17 protein-coding genes are annotated in these 21,911 nt (G+C 57.4%); 7 read left to right on the top strand and 10 right to left on the bottom strand.

Going from position 1 to position 21,911, the window contains the following annotated elements:
• Window positions 1-104: 104 nt before the first annotated feature.
• The 5 genes from cdd to sbcB form a co-directional block, all read right to left on the bottom strand.
• A complete protein-coding gene (cdd, locus tag DCL27_RS10990) occupies window positions 105-992 on the bottom strand; it encodes a cytidine deaminase (protein ID WP_035599996.1) in 888 nt (295 codons plus the stop codon).
• Between the two features lie 196 nt (window positions 993-1,188).
• A complete protein-coding gene (locus DCL27_RS10985) occupies window positions 1,189-1,878 on the bottom strand; it encodes a CidB/LrgB family autolysis modulator (protein ID WP_005284043.1) in 690 nt (229 codons plus the stop codon).
• Complete coding sequence (locus DCL27_RS10980) at window positions 1,875-2,291, bottom strand: CidA/LrgA family protein (protein WP_005284046.1); 417 nt, start codon at window positions 2,289-2,291, stop codon at window positions 1,875-1,877. The genes DCL27_RS10985 and DCL27_RS10980 overlap by 4 nt, the downstream gene beginning before the upstream one ends.
• A gap of 161 nt (window positions 2,292-2,452) precedes the next feature.
• Window positions 2,453-3,400, bottom strand: a complete 948-nt coding sequence (gene rarD, locus DCL27_RS10975; protein WP_005284048.1) for an EamA family transporter RarD — start codon at window positions 3,398-3,400, stop codon at window positions 2,453-2,455.
• A gap of 168 nt (window positions 3,401-3,568) precedes the next feature.
• Window positions 3,569-4,990 carry an exodeoxyribonuclease I gene (gene sbcB, locus DCL27_RS10970; protein WP_005284053.1) on the bottom strand — a complete coding sequence of 474 codons (1,422 nt, stop codon included), beginning with the start codon at window positions 4,988-4,990 and terminating at the stop codon, window positions 3,569-3,571.
• A 192-nt stretch (window positions 4,991-5,182) separates the two neighbouring features.
• On the opposite strand from sbcB, the gene DCL27_RS10965 reads away from it, so the two are divergent.
• The 3 genes from DCL27_RS10965 to wzz(fepE) all read left to right on the top strand — a co-directional run bounded on the left by DCL27_RS10965 (window position 5,183) and on the right by wzz(fepE) (window position 9,900).
• A complete protein-coding gene (locus DCL27_RS10965; protein ID WP_005292754.1) occupies window positions 5,183-6,238 on the top strand; it encodes an FUSC family protein in 1,056 nt (351 codons plus the stop codon).
• Between the two features lie 89 nt (window positions 6,239-6,327).
• Complete coding sequence (dinG, locus tag DCL27_RS10960) at window positions 6,328-8,499, top strand: ATP-dependent DNA helicase DinG (protein WP_035599993.1); 2,172 nt, start codon at window positions 6,328-6,330, stop codon at window positions 8,497-8,499.
• Between the two features lie 261 nt (window positions 8,500-8,760).
• Window positions 8,761-9,900 (top strand): LPS O-antigen length regulator Wzz(fepE), encoded by a 1,140-nt coding sequence (gene wzz(fepE) / locus DCL27_RS10955; RefSeq protein WP_223931176.1) that lies wholly within the window; start codon window positions 8,761-8,763, stop codon window positions 9,898-9,900.
• A 129-nt stretch (window positions 9,901-10,029) separates the two neighbouring features.
• On the opposite strand, the gene nfo is transcribed toward wzz(fepE), so the two are convergent.
• The 3 genes from nfo to DCL27_RS10940 form a co-directional block, all read right to left on the bottom strand.
• A complete protein-coding gene (nfo, locus tag DCL27_RS10950; protein ID WP_035599991.1) occupies window positions 10,030-10,878 on the bottom strand; it encodes a deoxyribonuclease IV in 849 nt (282 codons plus the stop codon).
• 128 nt (window positions 10,879-11,006) lie between these two features.
• The gene (locus DCL27_RS10945) at window positions 11,007-12,077 is read right to left on the bottom strand and encodes a YeiH family putative sulfate export transporter (protein WP_005284075.1); all 1,071 of its coding nucleotides are present in this window, start codon (window positions 12,075-12,077) and stop codon (window positions 11,007-11,009) included.
• Between the two features lie 141 nt (window positions 12,078-12,218).
• Entirely contained in the window at window positions 12,219-12,476 is a 258-nt protein-coding gene (locus DCL27_RS10940) for a DUF2545 family protein (protein WP_035599989.1), read from the bottom strand.
• Window positions 12,477-12,684: 208 nt separating this feature from the next.
• Here DCL27_RS10940 and DCL27_RS10935 point away from each other — a divergent pair, with 208 nt between their 5' ends.
• The 3 genes from DCL27_RS10935 (at window position 12,685) to DCL27_RS10925 (ending at window position 15,898) form a co-directional block, all read left to right on the top strand.
• Window positions 12,685-13,125, top strand: coding sequence for a universal stress protein (locus DCL27_RS10935; RefSeq protein ID WP_035599985.1), 441 nt, complete (start codon window positions 12,685-12,687; stop codon window positions 13,123-13,125).
• A 214-nt stretch (window positions 13,126-13,339) separates the two neighbouring features.
• Entirely contained in the window at window positions 13,340-14,206 is an 867-nt protein-coding gene (gene yieE / locus DCL27_RS10930; protein WP_005284087.1) for a DNA-binding transcriptional regulator YeiE, read from the top strand.
• A gap of 210 nt (window positions 14,207-14,416) precedes the next feature.
• Window positions 14,417-15,898: an amino acid permease gene (locus tag DCL27_RS10925; RefSeq protein WP_005284088.1), complete on the top strand. Its 1,482-nt coding sequence runs from the start codon at window positions 14,417-14,419 to the stop codon at window positions 15,896-15,898.
• 340 nt (window positions 15,899-16,238) lie between these two features.
• Here DCL27_RS10925 and DCL27_RS10920 read toward each other — a convergent pair whose 3' ends face one another.
• Together DCL27_RS10920 and metG are read right to left on the bottom strand one after the other, a co-directional pair.
• A complete protein-coding gene (locus tag DCL27_RS10920) occupies window positions 16,239-18,236 on the bottom strand; it encodes an acyltransferase family protein (protein WP_035600490.1) in 1,998 nt (665 codons plus the stop codon).
• A gap of 174 nt (window positions 18,237-18,410) precedes the next feature.
• Window positions 18,411-20,459, bottom strand: a complete 2,049-nt coding sequence (gene metG / locus DCL27_RS10915; protein ID WP_035600493.1) for a methionine--tRNA ligase — start codon at window positions 20,457-20,459, stop codon at window positions 18,411-18,413.
• A gap of 221 nt (window positions 20,460-20,680) precedes the next feature.
• On the opposite strand from metG, the gene apbC reads away from it, so the two are divergent.
• A complete protein-coding gene (gene apbC, locus DCL27_RS10910) occupies window positions 20,681-21,793 on the top strand; it encodes an iron-sulfur cluster carrier protein ApbC (protein ID WP_035600496.1) in 1,113 nt (370 codons plus the stop codon).
• Window positions 21,794-21,911 lie beyond the last annotated feature (118 nt).

Raw genomic sequence — 21,911 nt, 5'->3', positions numbered from 1 at the left:
AGCGGATAGCGGATAGCGGATAGCGGATAGCGGATAGCGGATAGCGGATAGCGGATAGCGGATAGCGGCATAGGGCCCTAAGGGGAACCTATGCCGGGAGAGGATTAGATCGTCTGATAGTTCAGGTGAGTGCAGCCGAGCGCCTGCAAGGTCGCCTGTGTCGCCGCCTGTTGCGAGAGGACGGCGCTCTGGCTTTCTACCAGGGCGGCGCGCCGGATCGCCGAGGTGGGCTCCCCGGCCATGTTCAACAGGACCAAGGCCGCCTGCAAAGGAGGCAGACTCGGGTTAAAGGCGGCATTCTCCGCATAGCGTCCGGCATAGATGGCGTGCGCCGTTTCCAGGGCGACACCGCTGTAAGCCTGGCTATAGGGTGCATGGCTGGCGTTAGCCGCGGCTAACGCCGCCAGCAGCAGCGGATCATCGTCAGCGTGGGCGAGCGTCAGACCGTGATGGACATGGTCGAGCAGCAGAGTCTTAATCTGCAAGTCACGCGGGCCAAAGGCGTCTGGGAGATAATCCCCCAGGGTGGCGGCTTGACGTCCCGGCAGGTGGATCGGCAGTTGTGTTCCACTGTTCAATTCATTCATAAACTGACGACAGTGGCCGCAGGGGGTGCAATTCACGGTGATCGAAGCCAGCGCGCGCTCACCGCGCAGCCAGGCATGGGTGATCGCACACTGCTCGGCGTGGATCGTCTGTTGCATCGGCGCACCGGCGAACTCCATATTGGCGCCGAAGTAGAGGTTACCGCTGCTCCCTTGGACGATGGCCCCTACCTGGAAATGAGAGATCGGCGTCAGGGCGCAGGCAGCGGCCAGCGGCAGCAGTGCAAAACTCAACGCCTGACGATCCAACTGGCAGGCATGACAAATGGCATCCACCTGGGCGGCGGTGATTACGGCGTGGAAATCATCCGACGCCATAATGGGGGTGAGCGCCGCTTGAAGTTCGCCAGGCAACTGGCTAAATGCAGCGGCAAAGCGTGCGTGCATGGGAAGGCCTCTTGTGAGTTACGGGAGGCTATTGTAGGTAAGCGCCAGAGTTATATTTGTGACAATTATCACTTTTTGAGTGTAATTTCTGTAATTCGAGCGGTGAATGAGAGAGCTATTTCACCATTTTGCGCTTGTTTGTACACAATAATCAGATGGAGTACGCCAGATGGCGCACTCCACTGTGAAAATTCTCTCAGAAAAGGCGTAGCAGGATGGGGAAGAGAAACGGCGCCAGCAGCGAGGTGATGATGCCGCAGATCACCAGTGCCAGCGAGCTGAACGCCCCCTCTTGGTAATCCACCTCGGCACAGCGCGCGGTCCCTAAGGCGTGGGAGGCGGTCCCCATCGCGAGGCCACGTGATGCCTTGGTGCGGATCTTCATCGCATTCAGCAGGGTATGGCCAAAGACCGCCCCGAGGATCCCGACAAAGATTACACAGACGGCGCTGATGGCCGGGATACCGTGGATCGACTGGGAGACCGCCATGGCGATCGGCGTCGTGACTGACTTCGGTAGAACCGAGGCGGCGATTTCCGGTGTCGCCCCCAGCCACAGCGCAATCGCGGTCCCGGTCGTCATCGCCGTGGCGCTGCCGATGAAGCAGATGGTGATGATGGACTTCCAGCGAGCACGGATCTGGTGCAGTTGCTCATACAGCGGGAAGGCAAGCGCCACCACCGCGGGTTGCAGCAGGCTGTTCAGCACGGAACTGCCGGCGAAGTAGTTGTGATACGGAATATGCAGCAACAGCAACACGGGAATGATCACCGCCATGGAAACCAACAGCGGGTTGAGCAACGGCATGTTCAAGCGCTGAGCCAGACGACGGGCGCCGAAGAAGACCGCCAGGGTTAACGGTAACGACCACCAGATATTGATCATTGTTTACTCTCCTGCGGGCGAATGGCGGGTTGGTTGCCATCGTTAGGACGCTCGCGATGTACCAGATGAGAACAGTAGGCCACGACCACCATGATGATCAGCGTACTGACCACACAGGAGACGACGATAGGACCGAACTGGCGGCATAACACGTCGTAATACTGCATCACCCCGACGCCGATCGGCACGAATAGCAATGCCATATAACGAATAAACAGGCTACAGCCGGGTTTCACCCATTTGGCGGGCATGATCTGCGAAGCCAGCAGGGCGAAGAGGATCAACATGCCGATGATACTACCGGGAATGGTGATCGGTAACAGGGTAGAGAGTGCATTACCGGCGAACAGACACAGGTAGATCAACACAAAGGCGCGTGCGTATTGCCAGCAAACAGAAAGCGGTTTTGACATCGTAATGTACCTAAGAACGAAAACGCAATTATCATACAATTAATGGGTAAAATGTGCTACTGATCACACCATGAATTCGCTCTATGGCAGTCATGCCAATTTGGCAGGGTAGGCGGATGGGGGCGAGAGGCGGCCCACGCGTCGGAGCGGGCCGCGGAGGATTAGCGCTTGTGATGACCGACGGGGAGGCGAGCCCCCGCTTTCGCTGGCGAAGCGGCGGGAGATGTGGACGGATCAGGACGGCGCATGATGATAAAGATCTCGTAGATGCAGAGCGCCAGACCCAGCCAAATCAGAGAGAAACTGACCATCTTCGCAACGTTGATCGGCTCGCCAAAGAGCAGCACCGCCAGCAGAAATTGGAGTGAGGGTTCGACATACTGTGCCAGGCCGACCACCGTCAGCGAGGTGCGCTTAATCGCGGCGGCGAACAGCAGTAGCGGGGCATAGGTGACCGGCGCGGTCAGGATATAGAGTAGATAGTGCGTCGAGCTGATGCCTGTCAGGCCGCTCTCTCCATTCAACTGCAGCCAGAAGGTGATTCCGATCGCCAGCGGCAGCATCCAGAGGGTCTCCAGCGTCAACGAGGTCATAATATCGTAGCGGATATATTTACGCACGAGACCATAAAAAGCGAAGGTGATGCCCATCACCAGCGCCAGCACCGGTACCCGCCCCAACAGGATGATCTGATAGCCGAGGCCGATGATGGCCAGGAGCACGGCGAGACGTTGGAAGGGGGTGAGACGATCGTGCAGGAAGATCACGCCCAATGCGATGGCGAATAGCGGGTTAGTAAAGTAGCCCAAGCTGGCATCCAGCACTAGGTTATGGGTGAGGGCATAGATGAAGGTGGTCCAGGAGACGCTCATAATGGCGCCGCCGAGCAGGCAGCAGTATAGGGAGCGTTTATCCTGCCAGACGGCGCGCCAGGTGGTGCGTTGTTTAAACAGCAGGCGTAGTGCGAGTAGCAGAGGGACGGACCAGAATAGACGCTGGGCTAACAGCTCGAACGCGTTGGCATCGTTCAATAGCTTATAATACAGCGGCGTGATCCCCCACAGAATAAATGACAGTACCGCCAGCAGCGGCCCATTAGTCAGCCACATAGACTCTCGCCTTGATGAAGGCCTCATATGTCGAGGCGTCGTTGTCGTCCGCGCCATCGAGGATGGCGCGGGAGAAGAAGCGTATTTGCCGGGGAGGGCGAGATTGACGATGACGGTCGGGGGGACGTCCCCCGTGGTAACCTGCCGCATCCTTTTGGCTTAAGTATATTATCCTACTAATTCACGAGCATAATCAAATAGCGCGCGTAGTAGCGTCAGGCGTTGGGGTTGATCTTCGTAGCGGTTGTACAACATTTCCAATGTCTGGAGATATTCCTGTACACGCTCCGCGGTCAGCATCTCCCGGCGATGCTGTTGCCAGCGTTGCCGTTCGGCCTCATCCAGCGTGGCCGGATAGTTGCGGGCGCGGTAGCGGAACAGCAGCGGCGTAATGCGTTCATCGTTGAAACGCAGATCCAGGGCGGGGAGATTCTGCGGTTGGGTCGCACGGATGATCTGCATCGCCTGGCGATCGGCGTCGCTAAAGAAGCCATCGTACAGTTGGCTATCCACATCGCTGGCGCGTGGGAAGGGCGGCGCATCGGCGAACAGGGAGACGACCTTGTCACGTACCGCGTGGTGGTGACGGAGTTGGGCCAGATTGTCCAGGCAGCGTTGGCGATCGAGGCCCAGGCGTTCGGCATTCTCGGCGAGCAGCGTCTTCTCCGGTGCCAGTACCGGGCATTTATTGATATGCACCAGCTTGATCGGCACCGGCGCCGCGTCGCCCAACTCGCTGCGCGGCGTATAGAGGCGTTCGCGTAGGGTCTCGCTATCCAGGGTCAGCAGCGGCGTGATGTCGCCCGCCAGATCGCAGACGATCACCGCATTCTTGTTGTCGGGATGCCAGGCTAAGGGGGCCACCAGGCTGGTATTGCCGCGCAGCGCGCCGAACATGCCTGAGACATGTACCAGCGGCGTCATCTCGGCGATGTCGATCAGTTGCGCCACCCGATTCTTGTTGCGCAGTTGGAACAGGTAATCGAACAGCCGTGGCTGCGCCTGCTTGGCGCGCTTGGCCATCTCGATGGTGGCGTAGACGTCGGCCATCGCATCGTGGGCATTGCTGTGTTCGATACCGTTGGCCTGTGAAAGATGCTCCAACTTGAAACTCGGCAGCCCCTGTTCGTTCTCCGGCCAGACGATCCCTTGCGGGCGCAGGGCGTAGCAGGTGCGCAGCACATCCAGCAGATCCCAGCGCGAATTACCATTTTGCCAGCTGTAGGCGTAAGGATCGAAGAAGTTACGATAGAACAGGTTACGGCTGACCTCGTCGTCAAAACGAATATTGTTATACCCGACGACACAGGTGCCCGGCACGCTAAAGAGCTGGTGGATGCGTTCGGCAAACTCCGCTTCACAGATCCCCTGAGCCAGCGCCGTCTGTGGTGTGATCCCGGTGATCATCACCGCCTCGGGCTGGGGAAGATAGTCATCGGCTGGACGGCAGTAAAACACCTGGGGTTCTTCGATGATGTTGAAGTCGGCATCGGTACGCACCCCGGCGAATTGGGCGGGGCGATCCAACGCCGGATGCTGACCGAAGGTCTCATAATCGTGAAACAAGAAGGAGGGCGCAGCCTTGCTCAAAATAGGATCTCTATGGCAAAAAAAGACATGGCCTTAGTGTAACCGTGCCGCACGGGAAACCCAATCCTGGAATGCGTCAGACGCCGTGGTGCCAGGGAGAAATAATGAGTCTGGTTGGCATTTATTTATGGTGTTAATTTCCGTTACACTGAGGACTCATCTCGGTTGAGCGTTTGATCCAAGGTCGTTTCCGTGCGTTTAAATAAAAGTATCACCCCGTTTGACTCCGTCGTTTATGGGCACTATCGCGCCGTACACGGTGTGCGCATGGCGATCTCCTTCGTATTAACCTTTCTGTTGATCCGGCTGTTGGCGGTACCTGAGGGCGCCTGGGCGCTGATTACCATGGTGGTGGTGATCGGGCCGATCTCTTTTTGGGGTAACGTGACCGTACGGGCGTTGCAGCGTTGTCTGGGGACCGTATTGGGCGCGGCATCGGGATTGATCGCGCTCTATCTCGAGCTCTATTCGATGACGCTGATGTTGGCATGGTGCGCCATCGTCATGTTCGTCTGTGGTATCGCCGCCCTAGGGAAACGCCCCTATATGGGGTTACTGATCGGCATCACCCTGGGCGTGGTGTGTGCCGCGGGCCCTGGCGATATCGATACGGCACTGCTGCGTAGCGCCAATGTGATCATCGGTTCGCTGCTGGCGCTGTTATTCGCCAGCATCTATCCGCAGCGCGCCTTTACCCACTGGCGTCTCAAGATGAGCCATGGGCTGAACTGCATGAGCAACATTTATAGCGCTTATGTGTCGCCCAATATGGTTGAGCGGCCGCAACTGACGGATCGTCAACAACGCATTCTCTCTGACCTCGGCGCGCTGCGTGGCTTGCTGGCGCCCAGCGCGCACGAGACCAAGGTAGATAAGGCGGTGTTCGACGCCATTCAGGTGATCACCCGCAACCTGGTCGCCACCTTAGAGATGATGACCGATGCCTATTGGGCCAGTCGGGAGAGCCACTTCATCATGCTGAACGCGACGCGTCTGCGGACCTTCCAGAAGTTGACCATCAGCGCGCTGAACGGTCTGTCGGCGATGCTGCTTAGCGGCCGGGTCGAGGAGCTGGAGCGTCTGCCAGAGATGGTGCCGATGGCGGCCGAGTTGAAGGCGCTGATCGAAGAGGCGCAGGCTCGCTGTGATGAAGAGGCGCCGATCTATGGTTACCTGTGGCTGAATATGCAGCTGGCGACGCAGCTGGATGAGTTGCGCGATCTGCTGGCGAGTGTGCTACGTCGTTAGGGCGCTCCCCGCTCCACGCCCTGCCGGGCGGCTGATTTTAGCCGCCCGCTATGCGACAATAGCGCGTCCCCTTTCCACAGCGAGCATCAATGGCACTTTCCAGCGCACTCAAGACGCAAATCTCCCAGTGGTATAAGTCCCTGGCACAGCAGATCCCCAACTTCGTAACGCGCCCGCAGCAACGGCAGATGATTGCCGAGGTGGCGCGCGCCCTCAGTGGCGATGAGGGACGCCATCTGGTGATCGAGGCGCCGACGGGGGTCGGGAAGACGCTCTCCTATCTGTTGCCCGGGATCGCCATCAGCCGCGATCAACAAAAGCCACTGGTGGTCAGTACCGCCAACGTGGCGCTGCAAGATCAGATCTATAGCCAGGATTTGCCGTTGTTACGCCGCATCATTCCCGACCTGACCTTTACCGCCGCCTTCGGTCGGCGGCGCTATGTCTGCCCACGCAATCTGGCGGCGTTGGCGGAGGAACAGGGGGCGCAGGGGGCGCTGTTGCTCTTTATTGACGATACGCTGTCTCCGAGCAGTGAGGCCGAGCGTGAGCAGTGTCATCAGTTGCAACAGGCGCTGGCGAGTCAGCGTTGGGATGGCCTACGCGATCATCTGCAGGAGAATGTGGAGGAGGGGCTGTGGGCAAGGCTGAGCACCGATCGGGCCAGTTGTCTCAATCGCAGTTGCGCCCACTTTCGCGACTGTCCCTTCTTTCTGGCGCGGCGTGAGATCGAAAGCGCCGATGTGGTGGTGGCGAACCATGCGTTGGTGATGGCGGCGTTAGAGAGTGAGTCGGTGTTACCGCCGCCGAAGGATTTGTTGCTGGTGCTGGATGAAGGCCATCACCTGCCGGAGGTGGCGCGTGATGCGCTGGATATGGAGGGAGAGGTCAGCGCCCTGTTTGTCCAAGGGCAGATCGACATGATCGTGCGACATATCGAGCAGTGTCACAGCCAGTATCAGCCGAAGAATCCGCCGCGCCTGCTGAACAGCGCGCGTCTACAAGAGCATTGCGCCGAGTTGCGCCAACTGATCGGTGATTTCGATCGCGCCGCTCAGGCGCTGTTAGGCGACGAGGCGCAGTATCGTTTCGTCTTGGGCCAACTACCGGAGGCGCTGGCTGGCCTGGCGCAGCGCCTGTACAAGTTGTGCGACGGTTTGCGTGGCCTGTGCGAGTTTATGATGAACGACCTGCAGGAGAAGACCGGGACACACGATGCGCTGCGCGTACAGCGCGCATTGTTACAGATGAGCCGAGCCTTTGGTTACCTGGAGGCATTGACTAAACTGTGGCGTTTGGCGGCGCTGGAACAGGCCTCCAATGCGCCGATCTCCAAGTGGCTGACGCAGGAGGTGACGGAGGGCGTGCACCACCGCTACCTACACTGCGTCGGGCTGCGGGTGAGCGATCAGCTGGATCGTCTGCTGTGGCGCCGTATTCCCCATGCGGTGGTGACCTCGGCGACCCTGCGTTCGTTAAACCGCTTCGATCGCCTCAGCGAGCTCTCTGGCCTCAGCGCCGAGGCGGGCGATCGCTTCGTGGTGTTGGACTCGCCCTTCGATCATGTCCACCAGGGGCGACTGTTGATCCCACAGTTGACGCTGGAACCTTCGTTGGCGAATGAAGGCGAGCATCTACGTCAGATGGCGCACTATTTTCGTCATGCCTGGCAGCAAGGGGAGCATCGCGGCATGTTGGTACTGTTCGCCAGCCAGCGGGCGATGCAGACCTTCCTCGGTTTCCTGCCGGACTTACGTCTGGGGTTATTGGTGCAGGGGGATCGGCCGCGCTACCGTCTGGTCGAGGAGCATTGCCGACGGGTACACGCCGGAACACAGAGCGCGCTGGTGGGGTTACAATCTTTCGCCGAGGGGCTAGATCTCAAGGGCGAATTGTTGACCCAGGTCCATATCCATAAGGTGGCCTTTCCGCCGGTGGACAGCCCGGTGATCGTGACGGAGGGGGAGTGGTTGAAGGCGCGTAAGCGCTATCCGTTCGAGGTCCAGAGCCTACCCGGCGCCTCCTTTACCCTGATCCAGCAGGTCGGTCGCCTGATCCGCAGCCATGGCTGCCATGGCGAGATCATCATTTATGATCGGCGTCTCTTGAGTAAGCCCTATGGCAGTCGTCTCCTGGCGGCACTGCCGGTGTTTCCCATCCTGCAGCCGCCATTACCCGCCGGTGAGCTGCCTGACTGGCCGCAGCCCGCCGCGCCGAAACGCAAGATGCATCGCACAACGACGCGCCGTCGTCGCGAGTGAATGGTAATAGTCTGAATTTTTCGCGATCCTGTACTAGCCTTATACTTGTCATTGCTTACTGGAGTGATCTTATGTATTCTCCCCGGCGGTATATATTCAGCCATATAATTAATGATATGGAAAATATTCTTCGCTAGGAATAATATTCGGCCAAAGTTCCGTTACTAGCCATTTCGTTGATACTGTACCCATCAACCATCGCGTTTCCTCTTTGGTTTACCATAGTCTCATGTAGGGAGGCCTCCCATCTGGGAGAGAAAGGTGTTGTCTGATCAACTTAATCAATCTACTCATTCTCGTATCGCGTTGTCATCGTCTACTCCCGCCTCCGTATCAATGTCGCCAGATGAGATTGATCTCCTCGCGCTGTTGATGGTGTTGTTCAAGGCGAAGTGGCTGATCGTCGGAGCCGTGGTCGCCTGTGCGCTATTGGGGCTGGTGGCCAAGACGCTATTGCCGCAGAAGTGGACCAGCTATGCCGAGTTGGTGCCGGCGCAGGCGCGTGAGCTCTCCTCGATGCATAAAGAACTCAATCAGTTGGCATTGTTGGATATCCAGGTGGACGCCTCTCCCGCGTGGTTGATGTCGCGTTTTGTACAGATTTATGACTCACAGATCGCACGGCGTGAGTACATCCTCCAGTCGGATTACTATCGCCAACTGACCGCATCGATGCGGGACGCGCAGGAGAAGGAGCGGGTATTGAGCGCCTTGGCCGAACAGGCGTTTAGCCTGAGTACGCCGAAGGATAAGGGAATGGAGGATAAAGCCTTCGCCTATTATCGCCTGGGCGCCACGACACGCAGCGCGCTGGAATCGCACACCTTCCTGCAAGGTTATATCGACTTCGTCGCCAAACGCGTTGAGAGCGATCTCCGTTATCGTATTCAGGATCAGGTCGATCAGATCCTGACGCAGAAGAAAGAACAGTACCAGCTGACCCTCGAGCGCTGGAAGAATCAACAGCAGGTGACGATCCGTCGGCTGGATTACTCGCTCGCCTTGGCGCAGGCGGCAGGGATCAATAAGCCAATGTATGGCAATGGGGCGACCTTCAAAGATGATAGCGACTTCCCGATTTCACTCGGGGTCGATGCCCTGCGCCAGAAGCTGGATATCGAGCGCGCACAGACCGATCCGAGTGAGTTGGATGCTGCATTGAAGAATAGTCAGCTGTATATCGAGCGTCTCAGCCAGGTGCATGTGGCCGATTTGCAGATCCAGCCATTCAAGTACCTGATGACGCCTAGTATTCCCTTGCACAAGGAGTCACCGAAAGGCGCATTGATCGTTCTGCTTGCGGCGATCGCCGGTTTCCTACTCGCTTGCGCCTTTGTTCTGCTGCGTCACGCCTTGTCGAGTCGCCACGCCGTGCCGATGGCGCCGATTGACGGCCATTAATCGCCGCTCTGGCGCCGGGTAAGCGGCAGGAGATGGATAAAAAAACGCAGCCTAAGTGCTGCGTTTTTTATTATTGGTTGAAAGTCCCCGGCTCAGCCGGGGCGGCTGCCGTGAGTTGCAGGGTGCAGATTATGCGGTCGCTTGCTGCGCCTTTAACCAGGCGATCTCATCTAGCCAGCGATCGGGGTTGGTCGTTTCCAGGATCAACGGAATGCCATCGAAGCGGGGGTCGCGCATGATCCAACGGAAGGCCGTCGCCCCGATATTGCCTTCGCCGAGACTCTGGTGGCGATCGACGCGGCTATTGAAGTCGCTTTTGGCATCGTTGAGGTGCATGCCACGCAGATAGCGGAAACCGACGCAGCGTTCAAACTGGGCGAAGGTCTCCTCGCAGGCCGCCTCGTCGCGGAGATCGTAGCCGGCGGCGAAGGCGTGGCAGGTATCGATACAGACGCCAACGCGTGACTTATCCTCGACCTGGTCGATGATCTCCGCCAGCTGCTCGAAGCGAAATCCCAGATTGCTACCTTGGCCCGCGGTATTTTCGATGACCGCACAGACCCCCTGAGTCTGGCTCAGGGCAAGATTGATCGATTCGGCGATACGGGCCAAGCAGTCGTGTTCATCGATTTGCAACAGGTGGCTACCCGGATGGAAGTTGAGTAGTGTCAGCCCGAGATCGGCACAGCGCTGCATCTCATCGATAAAGGCGTTACGCGACTTTTCCAGCGCCTCGGCGACGGGATGTCCCAGATTGATCAGGTAGCTGTCGTGCGGCAAGATTTGCTGCGGGGTATAGCCATACTGGGCGCAAGCCGCGCGAAACTTGGCGATATTCTCCGCCGTCAGCGGGGCCGCTTTCCATTGACGTTGATTCTTGGTGAACAGTGCGAACGCCGTCGCCTCTAGCGCATGGGCGCGCAGGACGGCTTGATCCAGTCCCCCGGCGGCGCTGACATGGGCTCCGATATATTTCATGCAGTTATCTCCTGATACGGGGCGCTATTATGGCATCGAATATCGGTGCCGCGTAGCCTTTTAGGTGCCATAAAAAAACACCCTGCTAACCGTGGGTTAACAGGGTGGGGAAAACGCGTGACCCGCTGTTAGAGGCAGCGTTCGATGATCAGGTTGATGGCGGCACCACCGGCGATCAGCCAGGCGAACAGGATACTGGCTAGGATGATGGGGCGAATCCCCGCCTGACGGATGGCGCTGATATGGGTGGTTAGACCGAGTGCGGCCATCGCCATCGCCAACAGGATGGTGTCCAGGGTGATCAGGGCGTGGACCAGCGCGGCAGGCAGGAGGTCGAAGGAGTTAAATCCGGCGACCAGGATGAAGATCACCGCGAACCAAGGAATGGTGATCGGCGCCTTCTTGCCGCCGTTACCTTGCTGACCACGGCTGAGAACGCTGGAAAGCACCAATAGGAACGGCGCCAGCATCATGACGCGGATCATCTTGGTGATCACGGCGGCGTTGCCCGCATCGTCGCTGATGGCGCGTCCGGCGGCGACCACTTGCGCTACCTCGTGGACCGTCGAGCCGATATAGATGCCAAAAGTCTCTTGGGTCATGGCGATCCACTGGTAATGCGCATTGAGCTGATATAACCAGGGATAGAGGAAGATGGCGATGGTACCGAAGATAACCACGGTAGAGACGGCGACGGAAACCTTGCTGGCGTCAGCCTTGACGACCGGCTCGGTCGCCATCACGGCTGCCGCGCCACAGATGCTGCTACCGGCACCGATCAGCATTACCGTCTGGCTATCCATGCGGAATACTTTACGCCCTAACCACATCGCCAGCAGGAAGGTGGAGGTGAGCGTCAACGCATCGGTCACGATGCCGGTCAGGCCGACATCGGCGATCTGTTGGAAGGTCAGTCGGAAGCCATACAGGATGATCCCCAAGCGTAAGAATTTCTGTTTAGCCAGATGCACCCCGACGGAGCAGGGGATGCTGAGTGCCGGATAGGCCGTGTTACCGATGATAATCCCGAGGATGATAGCCAGCGTCAGCGCCCCGAAACCGAGTTGCTCGACCCAGGGGAGCGCACCGGCCCACATGGCGATGGCGGTGATCGCGCCCGTTAAGATCAGCCCGGGTAGCAGACGCAGCAGGGCGTGTGAGTAGTGTGGTGCAGGAGAATGCGATTGATGAGTTGTCATTGTTACGTCGAGTTAGCGTTGTTTTTATAAAAAAGGAGGTCAAGCTTAAAGAGGTCGCGGGTAAATTTTAAATCGATAATATTAGTATGATTAATAGAGATATCTGTTATGCCTCGTATTATGGCGCCTTAGCCTGAAAAATCAGCCTCGTGGCGTATCGGCGGCGCCGAGGTTGATGATGATCAGGAGGACGCTGATCGGCGAGAGTAATGCCGCCAGGGCGGCGGTGACGGCATTCCCCTGAGAGAGTAGCCAGGCGCCTTGGTAGAAGAGGACAGCCAGGACGGCCTGCAAGATGAGGGCGAGTACGCCGGCGTGCCAACCGCGCCGTGTCCAGGCGAAAGCCGCGATCGCCACGGCGATCAGGATAGCGATCAGATAGCCATAGAGTGTTTCCATGATGTCCTCCTCGACCCGGTTTATTCAGTATAGTGCAAGCGTTAGGGGATGTTGAGGGCGGTGTGCGGAGGTCGACGACGCGTGTTTGCCACAAGCACACGGCGGAGAAGTGTGTCCTGGGTTGGCTAATTTTTCACCCGCTCGTGTTATAACTAGCAGGCGTGTTGAATCTAGTATCTATTCCAAATATCCATGCAGGAGGTCCATTATGGATGGTGCCTATCGGGTGATTTTGGTGCCGGTCGATTTGGCAGAGCCGCAGTTGACGCAAGAGGCGTTGCGCCATGCCCTGTTTTTTGCCAATCAGGGCAACGCCACGCTGTATTTGCTACATGTACACCCCGCGATGCCGACCGCCTTTTTAAGTGAGTATCCTGAGCAGATCGCCGAGTTGCGCGATGCGGCGCTGCAGCAGGCCGAAGATCGCCTGGCGGCATTGGCCGCCTCGTTGCCGCTGGCGTCGGATCGCGTCGCGGTCAAGGTGAGTTGGGGTTCCATCTATGATGAGATCCTGAAAGAGGCGGAGGGATGCGGCGCGGATCTGATCATCATCGGCTCGCGTCGTCCTAGCATGTCGACCTACCTACTCGGCTCGAACGCTGCCCGAGTCGTGCGCCACGCCAGTATGTCGGTGTTAGTGGTGCGTTAACTCGCTGTCGTGCCCGCCCTTCTCGTCATTCGAACGGGAAGGGCGTGTGGGATCAGCGATAAATCACTTTAAGTAGTAAATTACCCCTGATTTATCTATATTAACCGAGCGTAAGAAGACTCTGGCGCAGAGCATGGCTTTGTCGTCGTCAGTGCGGGGAGCGATGTGCTCCTGAGCCACGGCGGCGGTCGATTGAAACGGTTTGGATCTGTCTATGCACATTACCTTGCGACAACTGGAAGTTTTTACCGAAGTATTGAAAAGCGGTTCGACGACGCAGGCCTCGATGGTGCTGGCGCTCTCTCAATCGGCGGTGAGCGCGGCGCTCTCCGATCTGGAGACGCAGTTGTCGGTACGACTGTTCGATCGCGTAGGCAAGCGGTTAGTGGTGAACGAGCACGGTCGCTTGCTTTATCCCAAGGCGATGGCGTTGCTGGAGCAGGCTAGCGAGATCGAGCAGCTATTTAAGGGCGAGAGCGGTGCCTTGCGTATCGCGGCCAGCAGTACCATCGGTAACTATATTCTGCCGCCGATGATGGCCGCCTACCGACGAGACTTCCCGGTGACGCCGCTGGAGTTGCATGTCGGCAACAGCCACGATGTGATCAGCGCGGTGGCTGAGTTCAACGCCGATCTGGGATTGATCGAGGGGCCATGCCATATGCCGGAGCTGACCACCCAGAGCTGGTTAGAGGATGAGTTGGTGGTGTTCGCCGCCCCGGATCATCCCCTGCTACGCGAACCGGTAACGCTGGCGCGCCTGGCCGAGGCGCCCTGGATCTTGCGTGAGACCGGCTCGGGTACCCGCGAGGTGGTCGAGCACCTGTTGCTCTCGCACTTGCCACATTTTGACTTGGTGATGGAGTTGGGCAATTCGGAGGCGATCAAGCATGCCGTGCGTTATGGCATCGGTATCAGTTGCCTATCGCGGCGGGTGATCGAGGAGCAACTGAGCAATGGGACCTTGGTCGAAGTGCCTTTGCCGGGGATTAACCTGCATCGTTCTCTCTACTTGATCCATCATCGCCAGAAGCATATCTCGAAGGCGTTGGCACGTTTTCTGAGTTACTGTCAGGCATGACATCAGGGGCGACGGCAGCCAAGGCTGCCGTCGTAGTGCCTTGTCATCCTTGTGTATTTTTCTTGTCCGTTCGCCGTGCCGTTCGCTAATAATCCTTCCATCATCATGAAGCTCTCTTATTATCGTTAGATTGTTACTTCCCGCCGCAGATGGATTTGTTACAATCGCGCCGGGTTTTATGATTTAACGCGAAACAACGATAGGGTTCTAATGGCTCAGACAAAAACTACCGTCTCTGACACGGGACAAGGACCGGCGCTGCGCCGGGAGTTAAAAGCGCGGCATTTGTCGATGATTGCTATCGGCGGGTCCATCGGTACTGGGCTGTTTGTCGCATCGGGCGCGACGGTCTCTCAGGCGGGGCCGGGCGGGGCATTGTTGTCCTACATCATCATCGGCATGATGGTGTATTTCCTGATGACCAGCTTGGGTGAGCTGGCGGCGTTTATGCCGGTTTCCGGTTCGTTTTCTACCTATGGCTCTCGCTACGTTGAAGAGGGCTTTGGCTTCGCGCTGGGCTGGAACTACTGGTACAACTGGGCGGTGACCATTGCCGTGGACTTGGTGGCCGCGCAATTGGTAATGGGCTATTGGTTCCCTGACCTGCCCGGTTGGATCTGGAGTGCGTTGTTCCTGGGGCTGATCTTCCTGCTGAACTACATCTCGGTGAAGGGCTTCGGCGAAGCGGAGTATTGGTTCTCGCTGATCAAAGTTAGCACGGTCATCATCTTTATCGCCGTCGGCCTGATGATGATTGTCGGTATTCTCAAGGGCGGCGAGCATGCCGGCTTCCATAACTGGGTCGTCGGTGACGCACCTTTCGCCGGGGGCTTCGCCTCGATGATCGGGGTCGCGATGATCGTCGGCTTCTCCTTCCAGGGCACCGAGTTGATCGGCATCGCCGCCGGTGAGTCGAAAGATCCGGGTAAAAACATTCCGATGGCGGTGCGTCAGGTGTTCTGGCGTATCCTGTTGTTCTATGTGTTCGCCATCCTGATCATCAGCCTGCTGATCCCCTATACCGATCCCAGCCTGCTGCGTAACGATGTGAAGGATATCTCCGTCAGTCCGTTCACCCTGGTGTTCAAGAATGCCGGTCTGCTGTCTGCGGCGGCGGTGATGAACGCGGTGATCCTGACGGCGGTGCTGTCTGCCGGTAACTCCGGGATGTATGCCTCGACGCGTATGCTGTATACCCTGGCGACGGAAGGCAAGGCGCCGCGTATTTTCGCTCGTCTGTCGAAGGGCGGGGTGCCGCGTAACGCGCTGTACGCCACCACCGTGGTCGCCGGCCTGTGCTTCCTCAGCTCGATGTTTGGTAACCAGGAAGTGTATCTGTGGCTGTTGAACACCTCGGGGATGACGGGATTCATCGCCTGGCTGGGCATCGCCATCAGTCACTATCGTTTCCGTCGCGGCTATGTCAAGGCGGGGCTGGATCTGAATGCCTTGCCTTACAAGTCCGGTTTCTTCCCGCTCGGGCCGATCTTCGCCTTCGTACTGTGCCTGATCATTACCCTGGGGCAGAACTATGAGGCGTTCCTGGAAGATCGCATCGACTGGTACGGCGTAACGGCAACCTATATCGGCCTGCCGCTGTTCCTGATTATTTGGTTCGGTTACAAGCTGACGCAAGGCACGCATTTCGTGCGCTACAGCGAGATGACCTTCCCGAAGACCAAGATCGACTAAGCGTACGCGCCGTGTGGTAAAGCAACGCCCCGTGAGCCTGATGGCGCGGGGCGTTGTGCTATGATGGTTTATGTCCGATTATTGACCGCACTAGCCGCACTAGCCGCACTAGCCGCACTAGCCGCCCTAACCCCATTTTCTGTGTTTACCCCATTCACCTTCCTCACCGTATTTGGCGCAGGCGCGAGTCCAGCGTGCCGAACACTCATGAGCCAGCGTGGTTGTCCCATCAGGCACAGTGAGGGTGAGTAAAGGTGAGCAGGGGGGAGAAGGGTGACATCAAGGGCGTAGTTGACCGGTCAGTCACGAAACTGACCGGTCAACAGGGCGAGGAAAACGATCAGGGTTCTCGTCGCGTGAGCGGGTTCACCTGGAGAAAGGGATTCCCTTGCGTGGCGAGGTAGTGTTGGGCGAGATGTGCCGATGCATAATCGGTAATATGACCCACATCGCGATAGATCGGCACGCCATTAATATCTAGCGCGCAGCGCCCATCGCGGCATTGGACCGCTTTCGGATCGATAATTATTAAGCTTGGGTAGTGCGCCTTGAGCTGATCAACTTGCTGGCTAAACCAGTTAGATTCATTGCCTGCCCAGGCATTATTACACTGTGACACCATGTTGTTATCGTGTAGCTTGATGCCACGATAGAAACAGGCGGCATAGTCTTTCGGCATCGGGTAAATACTTTTGATGATGACGGGAGTGGCACCGCTCGCAACGATGGTGTCGAGCGCCTGCTCTAAGGCGTGGCGAATACGCGCCTTGGCGAGGGGCAGAGAGCGGGTATCGCCAACCTGGTTGATAATACTGTCTGAGACATAGTCATCCCACACTTCGCCGAGAATAACATAGTCATACTTGTTCTGCCTGATCAGCGAGTAATACTTCGCTGTGTCGTCATGGCACTGTTGATAGACTCGATCCTTAAATTTCCACCAATTATATTGGTAAATTCCGGGTAGCGTCAGGCAGCTTGATGTCGCGAGCGGCGTGATGGCGAGCTTGGCATCTTTGCCGATTTTGTCGAAGAAGTACCAGAAATGGTTGGAGTGGGAATCGCCGATCAGCAGTGCGCGGCGAGTACCATGCCGATCACCGATACGACATGTCTTTTCTGCCTGATCGATGTTGCCGATATCGATACATGCCTGACGCGCGCTGGGATCATAGGCCGTCAAGGCGCGCTCCATGTCAACATAGCGCTGGCCCATGCGCGCGGGGAATCCCTGCGCTTTCTGGGTGAGCGAGTAGGCCAAGGAGAACGCGATCGCCGGGATGATGGCGAGGATAGTGAGCGTCTTTAACAGGCTATAGCGCTTACGGCGTAGCGGTGTCTCAATAAGATAGTAGGATAAGAGCGCGAGCACGAAACTGAGCGCAATGCCGAGTAATCGCGAGGGGACTCCCTGCAACCAGCCGACATAGTGTGCAAAGGAGAAGACCGGCCAATGCCATAAGTATAGCGAGTAAGAGATACTCCCGATGAAGACCAACGGGGCCGAGGAAAGTAGTCGGCTGACGATATTGTGTGAACGCTTCCCAATATAGATTAAGAGACATGCCGAGAGGCAGATAGCGAATGACCAAGCGTTTGGGTAACCCGCTAGGATATCGCTTCGGGTACTCATTATCAGCAGGGCTGCAAGGGCGAGAATACCCAATAGGTTGGCGAGCGTCTTCTTATTATCGATATAGCTTGTGCTAATATAGGCCAGCGCCGCACCCGCCATGAACTCGAATACTCGGCTGCTGAAAAAATAATAATTCCTATCGGGAGAGATATATGAAAGTATATTTTCCAGGATGAAAAATAATACGCAGCCACTGACTAAGCATAACTTTATACTCTTCTGACTGAGGTATTTAGCCGAGAGTGAGAGTGCGATGGGAAGTATGAGATACCATTGCCATTCAATCGACAGCGACCAGGTATGTAATAACAGCAATGTCTCACTGTTGGGTGCGGCGTAACTTGTTGTGATTCTTGAATAAAATTGGTTTGAGATGAGTAGTAGCGTGTATTTTGCGCTTTTTATCGTTTCTTCAAAGTCAGCCGGAAGATAGAAAAATATTGCGACAAGGCAAGTGATGATGACCGTGGCTAATAGCGCTGGTTGAATCCGCCAAGCCCTTCGAATATAGAAATTAGCGAGGGAAAATCTACCTTTCTCGATATCCCCCTTGATGATGCTGGTGATTAAAAAACCAGAAATCACAAAAAATATATCAACGCCAATAAACCCTGATGGAAACAGGCCTAATCCACCATGAAAAATCATCACAAGTATAATGGCTAATGCTCTTAGTCCATCGATGTCACGTCTATAGTTCATAATTATTTATCGATAATTTTTATAACCACCTGAACGTGGCTGTTTTATTGATCTAGTCTACGTAGCTTCTCTTAAGTTGTGATGAGCTTGATGCCTTCCCTGGAAAAACTAGATAAGTTATATATGCTAGCAAAGCCAAGCACCTCCGCGTAGGGAGGTGCTTGGCTCAATGGATCACTTCACTTGCTGACCCGGCTGTGCGCCACAATCCGGGCTGAGCAGGAAGATATCCTTCCCGCCTGGGCCCGCGGCCATCACCATCCCCTCGGAGATACCGAAGCGCATCTTACGCGGCGCCAGGTTGGCGACCATCACCGTCAGACGGCCGACCAGCGCCTGCGGATCCGGATACGCGCTACGGATACCGGAGAAGACTTGGCGCAGCTCGCCGCCGAGATCCAGTTGCAGCTTCAGCAGCTTATCGGAGCCTTCTACCAGATCGGCACTGACGATCTGGGCGATGCGCATATCCACCTTGGCGAAGTCGTCGAAGGTGATGGTGTCCTGGATCGGATCGTCAGCCAGCGGGCCGCTGAGGGCGGGTTTAGCCGCGGCGGCGGCGGCCTGTTTACCCTCTTCGATCATGGCCTCAACCTTCGCCATTTCGATGCGGTTAAACAGGGCCTTGAACGGGTTAACCTGGTGGCCGAGCAGCGGGGTGGCGATGGCATCCCACTGCAGTTCGCTATTGAGGAACGCCTCGCTGCGAGCGCTCAACGCCGGCAATACCGGCTTGAGATAGGTCATCAGGACGCGGAACAGGTTCAACCCCATGGTGCAAATCGCCTGCAGATCGGCGTCACGCCCCTCCTGTTTGGCGACCACCCAAGGTGCCTGCTCATCGACATAGCGGTTAGCCAGATCGGCCAGCGCCATGATTTCGCGAATCGCCTTGCCCGACTCGCGCGCCTCATAGGCTTGGGCGATCTCCGTGGCGGCATCGACAAAGGTCTGATACAGCGCCGGATCGGCCAGGGTAGTGGAGAGCTGACCGGCGAAACGCTTGGTGATAAAGCCGGCGTTGCGTGAGGCCAGGTTCACCACCTTGTTGACGATATCGGCATTGACGCGCTGGACGAAGTCCTCCAGGTTGAGATCGATGTCGTCGATGCGGGCGGAGAGTTTGGCGGCGTAGTAGTAACGCAGACAATCCGGATCCAGGTGGTTCAGATAGGTGCGGGCCTGAATGAAGGTACCACGCGACTTGGACATCTTGGCGCCGTTGACGGTGACATAGCCGTGGACGAAGACGTTGCTCGGTTTACGGAAGCCGCTGCCTTCGAGCATCGCCGGCCAGAACAGGCTGTGGAAGTAGACGATATCCTTACCGATAAAGTGATACAGCTCGGCGTCGCTCTCTTTACTCCAGTAGGCGTCGAAGCTCAGGTCACCGCGCTTGTCGCACAGGTTCTTGAACGAGCCCATGTAGCCTATCGGCGCATCCAGCCAGACATAGAAGTATTTACCCGGCGCATCGGGGATCTCAAAGCCAAAGTAGGGGGCGTCGCGGGTGATGTCCCACTGTTGCAGGCCGGACTCGAACCACTCCTGCATCTTGTTGGCCACCTGCTCTTGTAGGGCACCGGAGCGGGTCCAGGCCTGCAACATGGCGCCGAAGGCCGGCAGATCGAAGAAGAAGTGCTCAGACTCGCGCAGGATCGGCGTCGCGCCGGAGACCACGGATTTCGGGTTGATCAGCTCCGTCGGGCTATAGGTGGCGCCGCACACTTCGCAGTTATCGCCATACTGATCGGCTGATTGGCACTTCGGACAGGTTCCCTTGACGAAACGGTCCGGCAGGAACATGCCTTTTTCCGGGTCATAGAGCTGAGAGATGGTGCGGTTCTTAATGAAGCCGTTCTCTTTCAGACGGGTATAGATCAGACTCGCCAGTTGGCGGTTCTCTTCGCTGTGCGTCGAGTGATAGTTGTCGTAGCTGATCTGAAAATCGGCGAAGTCGTGTTGATGTTCGCGACTGACGTCGGCGATCATCTGCTCCGGCGCGATCCCCATCTGCTGGGCCTTCAGCATGATCGGCGTCCCATGCGCATCATCGGCACAGATGAAATGCACCTGGTTGCCGCGCATTCGCTGGTAACGCACCCATACGTCCGCCTGGATGTGCTCAAGCATGTGGCCGAGGTGAATGGAGCCGTTAGCGTAAGGGAGCGCACAGGTCACCAGAATCTTGCGTGAACCTGTTGTATCAGTGACTGAAGCCATAGTGGATTTCGTATCTCTCGGTTAAACAATAGAAGGTAACCGCTGATGTTACCCGATTGCGTCGCGAGCCGCTAGGCCAGCACCCGTGATTCTGGCGCTGGCCGGGAGGAGGATAGCCATAGGAATAATGTGGACAAAATTCACCGCCGTACCCTGCGCGATCGGCGGCCAGTTCTGGTAGACTGGCGATGTTGTTCATAATAACGAATAAAGGAGCCGGGATGAGCAATAAATCCCATGAACAGTCCATGCCTGAGGCGCTGAGCCAGCAAGTCGGCGCGATCCTCGATGGTTTTACCCACCCTACCTTGAATCACCCGTTGAGCGCGCTGAAGGCGTTGCACCACTGTGCCCTGTTGGATGGCGCGCTGCACATTGAGCTGATGATGCCCTTCGCTTGGCAGAGCGGTTTCGACGCCTTGCAGGCCGCCGTGACGCCGGCGTTGTTGCAGCTGGCAGGAGTGCGCAGCGTCGCCTGGCGCTTGGCGCACAACATCGCCACGCTGAAGCGGGCCAACGATCAGCCGGGGGTGAAAGGGGTACGTAATATCCTCGCCGTGAGTTCCGGCAAGGGCGGGGTCGGTAAGTCGAGCACCGCCGTTAACCTGGCGCTGGCGCTGGCCGCAGAAGGGGCGCGGGTGGGCATTCTGGATGCCGATGTCTACGGTCCCTCCATTCCAACCATGCTGGGCACCGCCCATGAACGACCGACCTCACCGGACGGCCAACATATGGCACCGATCATGGCGCACGGCCTGGCGACCAACTCCATCGGCTATCTGGTGACGGACGATAACGCCATGGTGTGGCGCGGTCCGATGGCCAGCAAGGCGCTGCTACAGTTGCTGCAAGATACCCTATGGCCGGATCTGGATTACCTGGTGCTGGATATGCCGCCGGGTACCGGTGACATCCAACTGACGTTGGCACAGAGTATCCCGGTGACCGGCGCGGTAGTGGTCACGACGCCGCAAGACATCGCGCTGCTGGATGCGATGAAAGGGATTGTGATGTTCGAGAAGGTTCACGTCCCGGTATTGGGGATCGTGGAGAACATGAGCATGCATATCTGTAGCCAGTGCGGTTTCCATGAGCCGATCTTCGGCACCGGCGGGGCGCAGAAGCTGGCGGAGAAGTACCATACCCGCCTGCTCGGCCAGTTGCCGTTGCATATCTCGCTGCGTGAGGATCTGGATCGTGGCGAGCCGACGGTCAGCAGCCGCCCGGAGAGCGAGTTTAGCGCCATCTATCGTCGCCTGGCCGCCGACGTGGCCGCCCAGTTGTACTGGGGCGGTGAGGCTATCCCGACCGAGATCGCCTTCCGCGCACTCTAACGCGGAAATGCGGCATGATGACGGGCGCCCATAGGGGGGCCCGTTCTTTTTTCCGCGGAGTGCGTCGCGATTGGGCTGGCGTCAGCCGGGCAGACTCCCTATAATTGCCGCGTCCCTG

The organism is Edwardsiella tarda ATCC 15947 = NBRC 105688, assembly GCF_003113495.2.
Taxonomy (GTDB): Bacteria; Pseudomonadota; Gammaproteobacteria; order Enterobacterales; family Enterobacteriaceae; genus Edwardsiella; species Edwardsiella tarda.
This window is presented reverse-complemented; position numbering and strand designations above follow the sequence as displayed.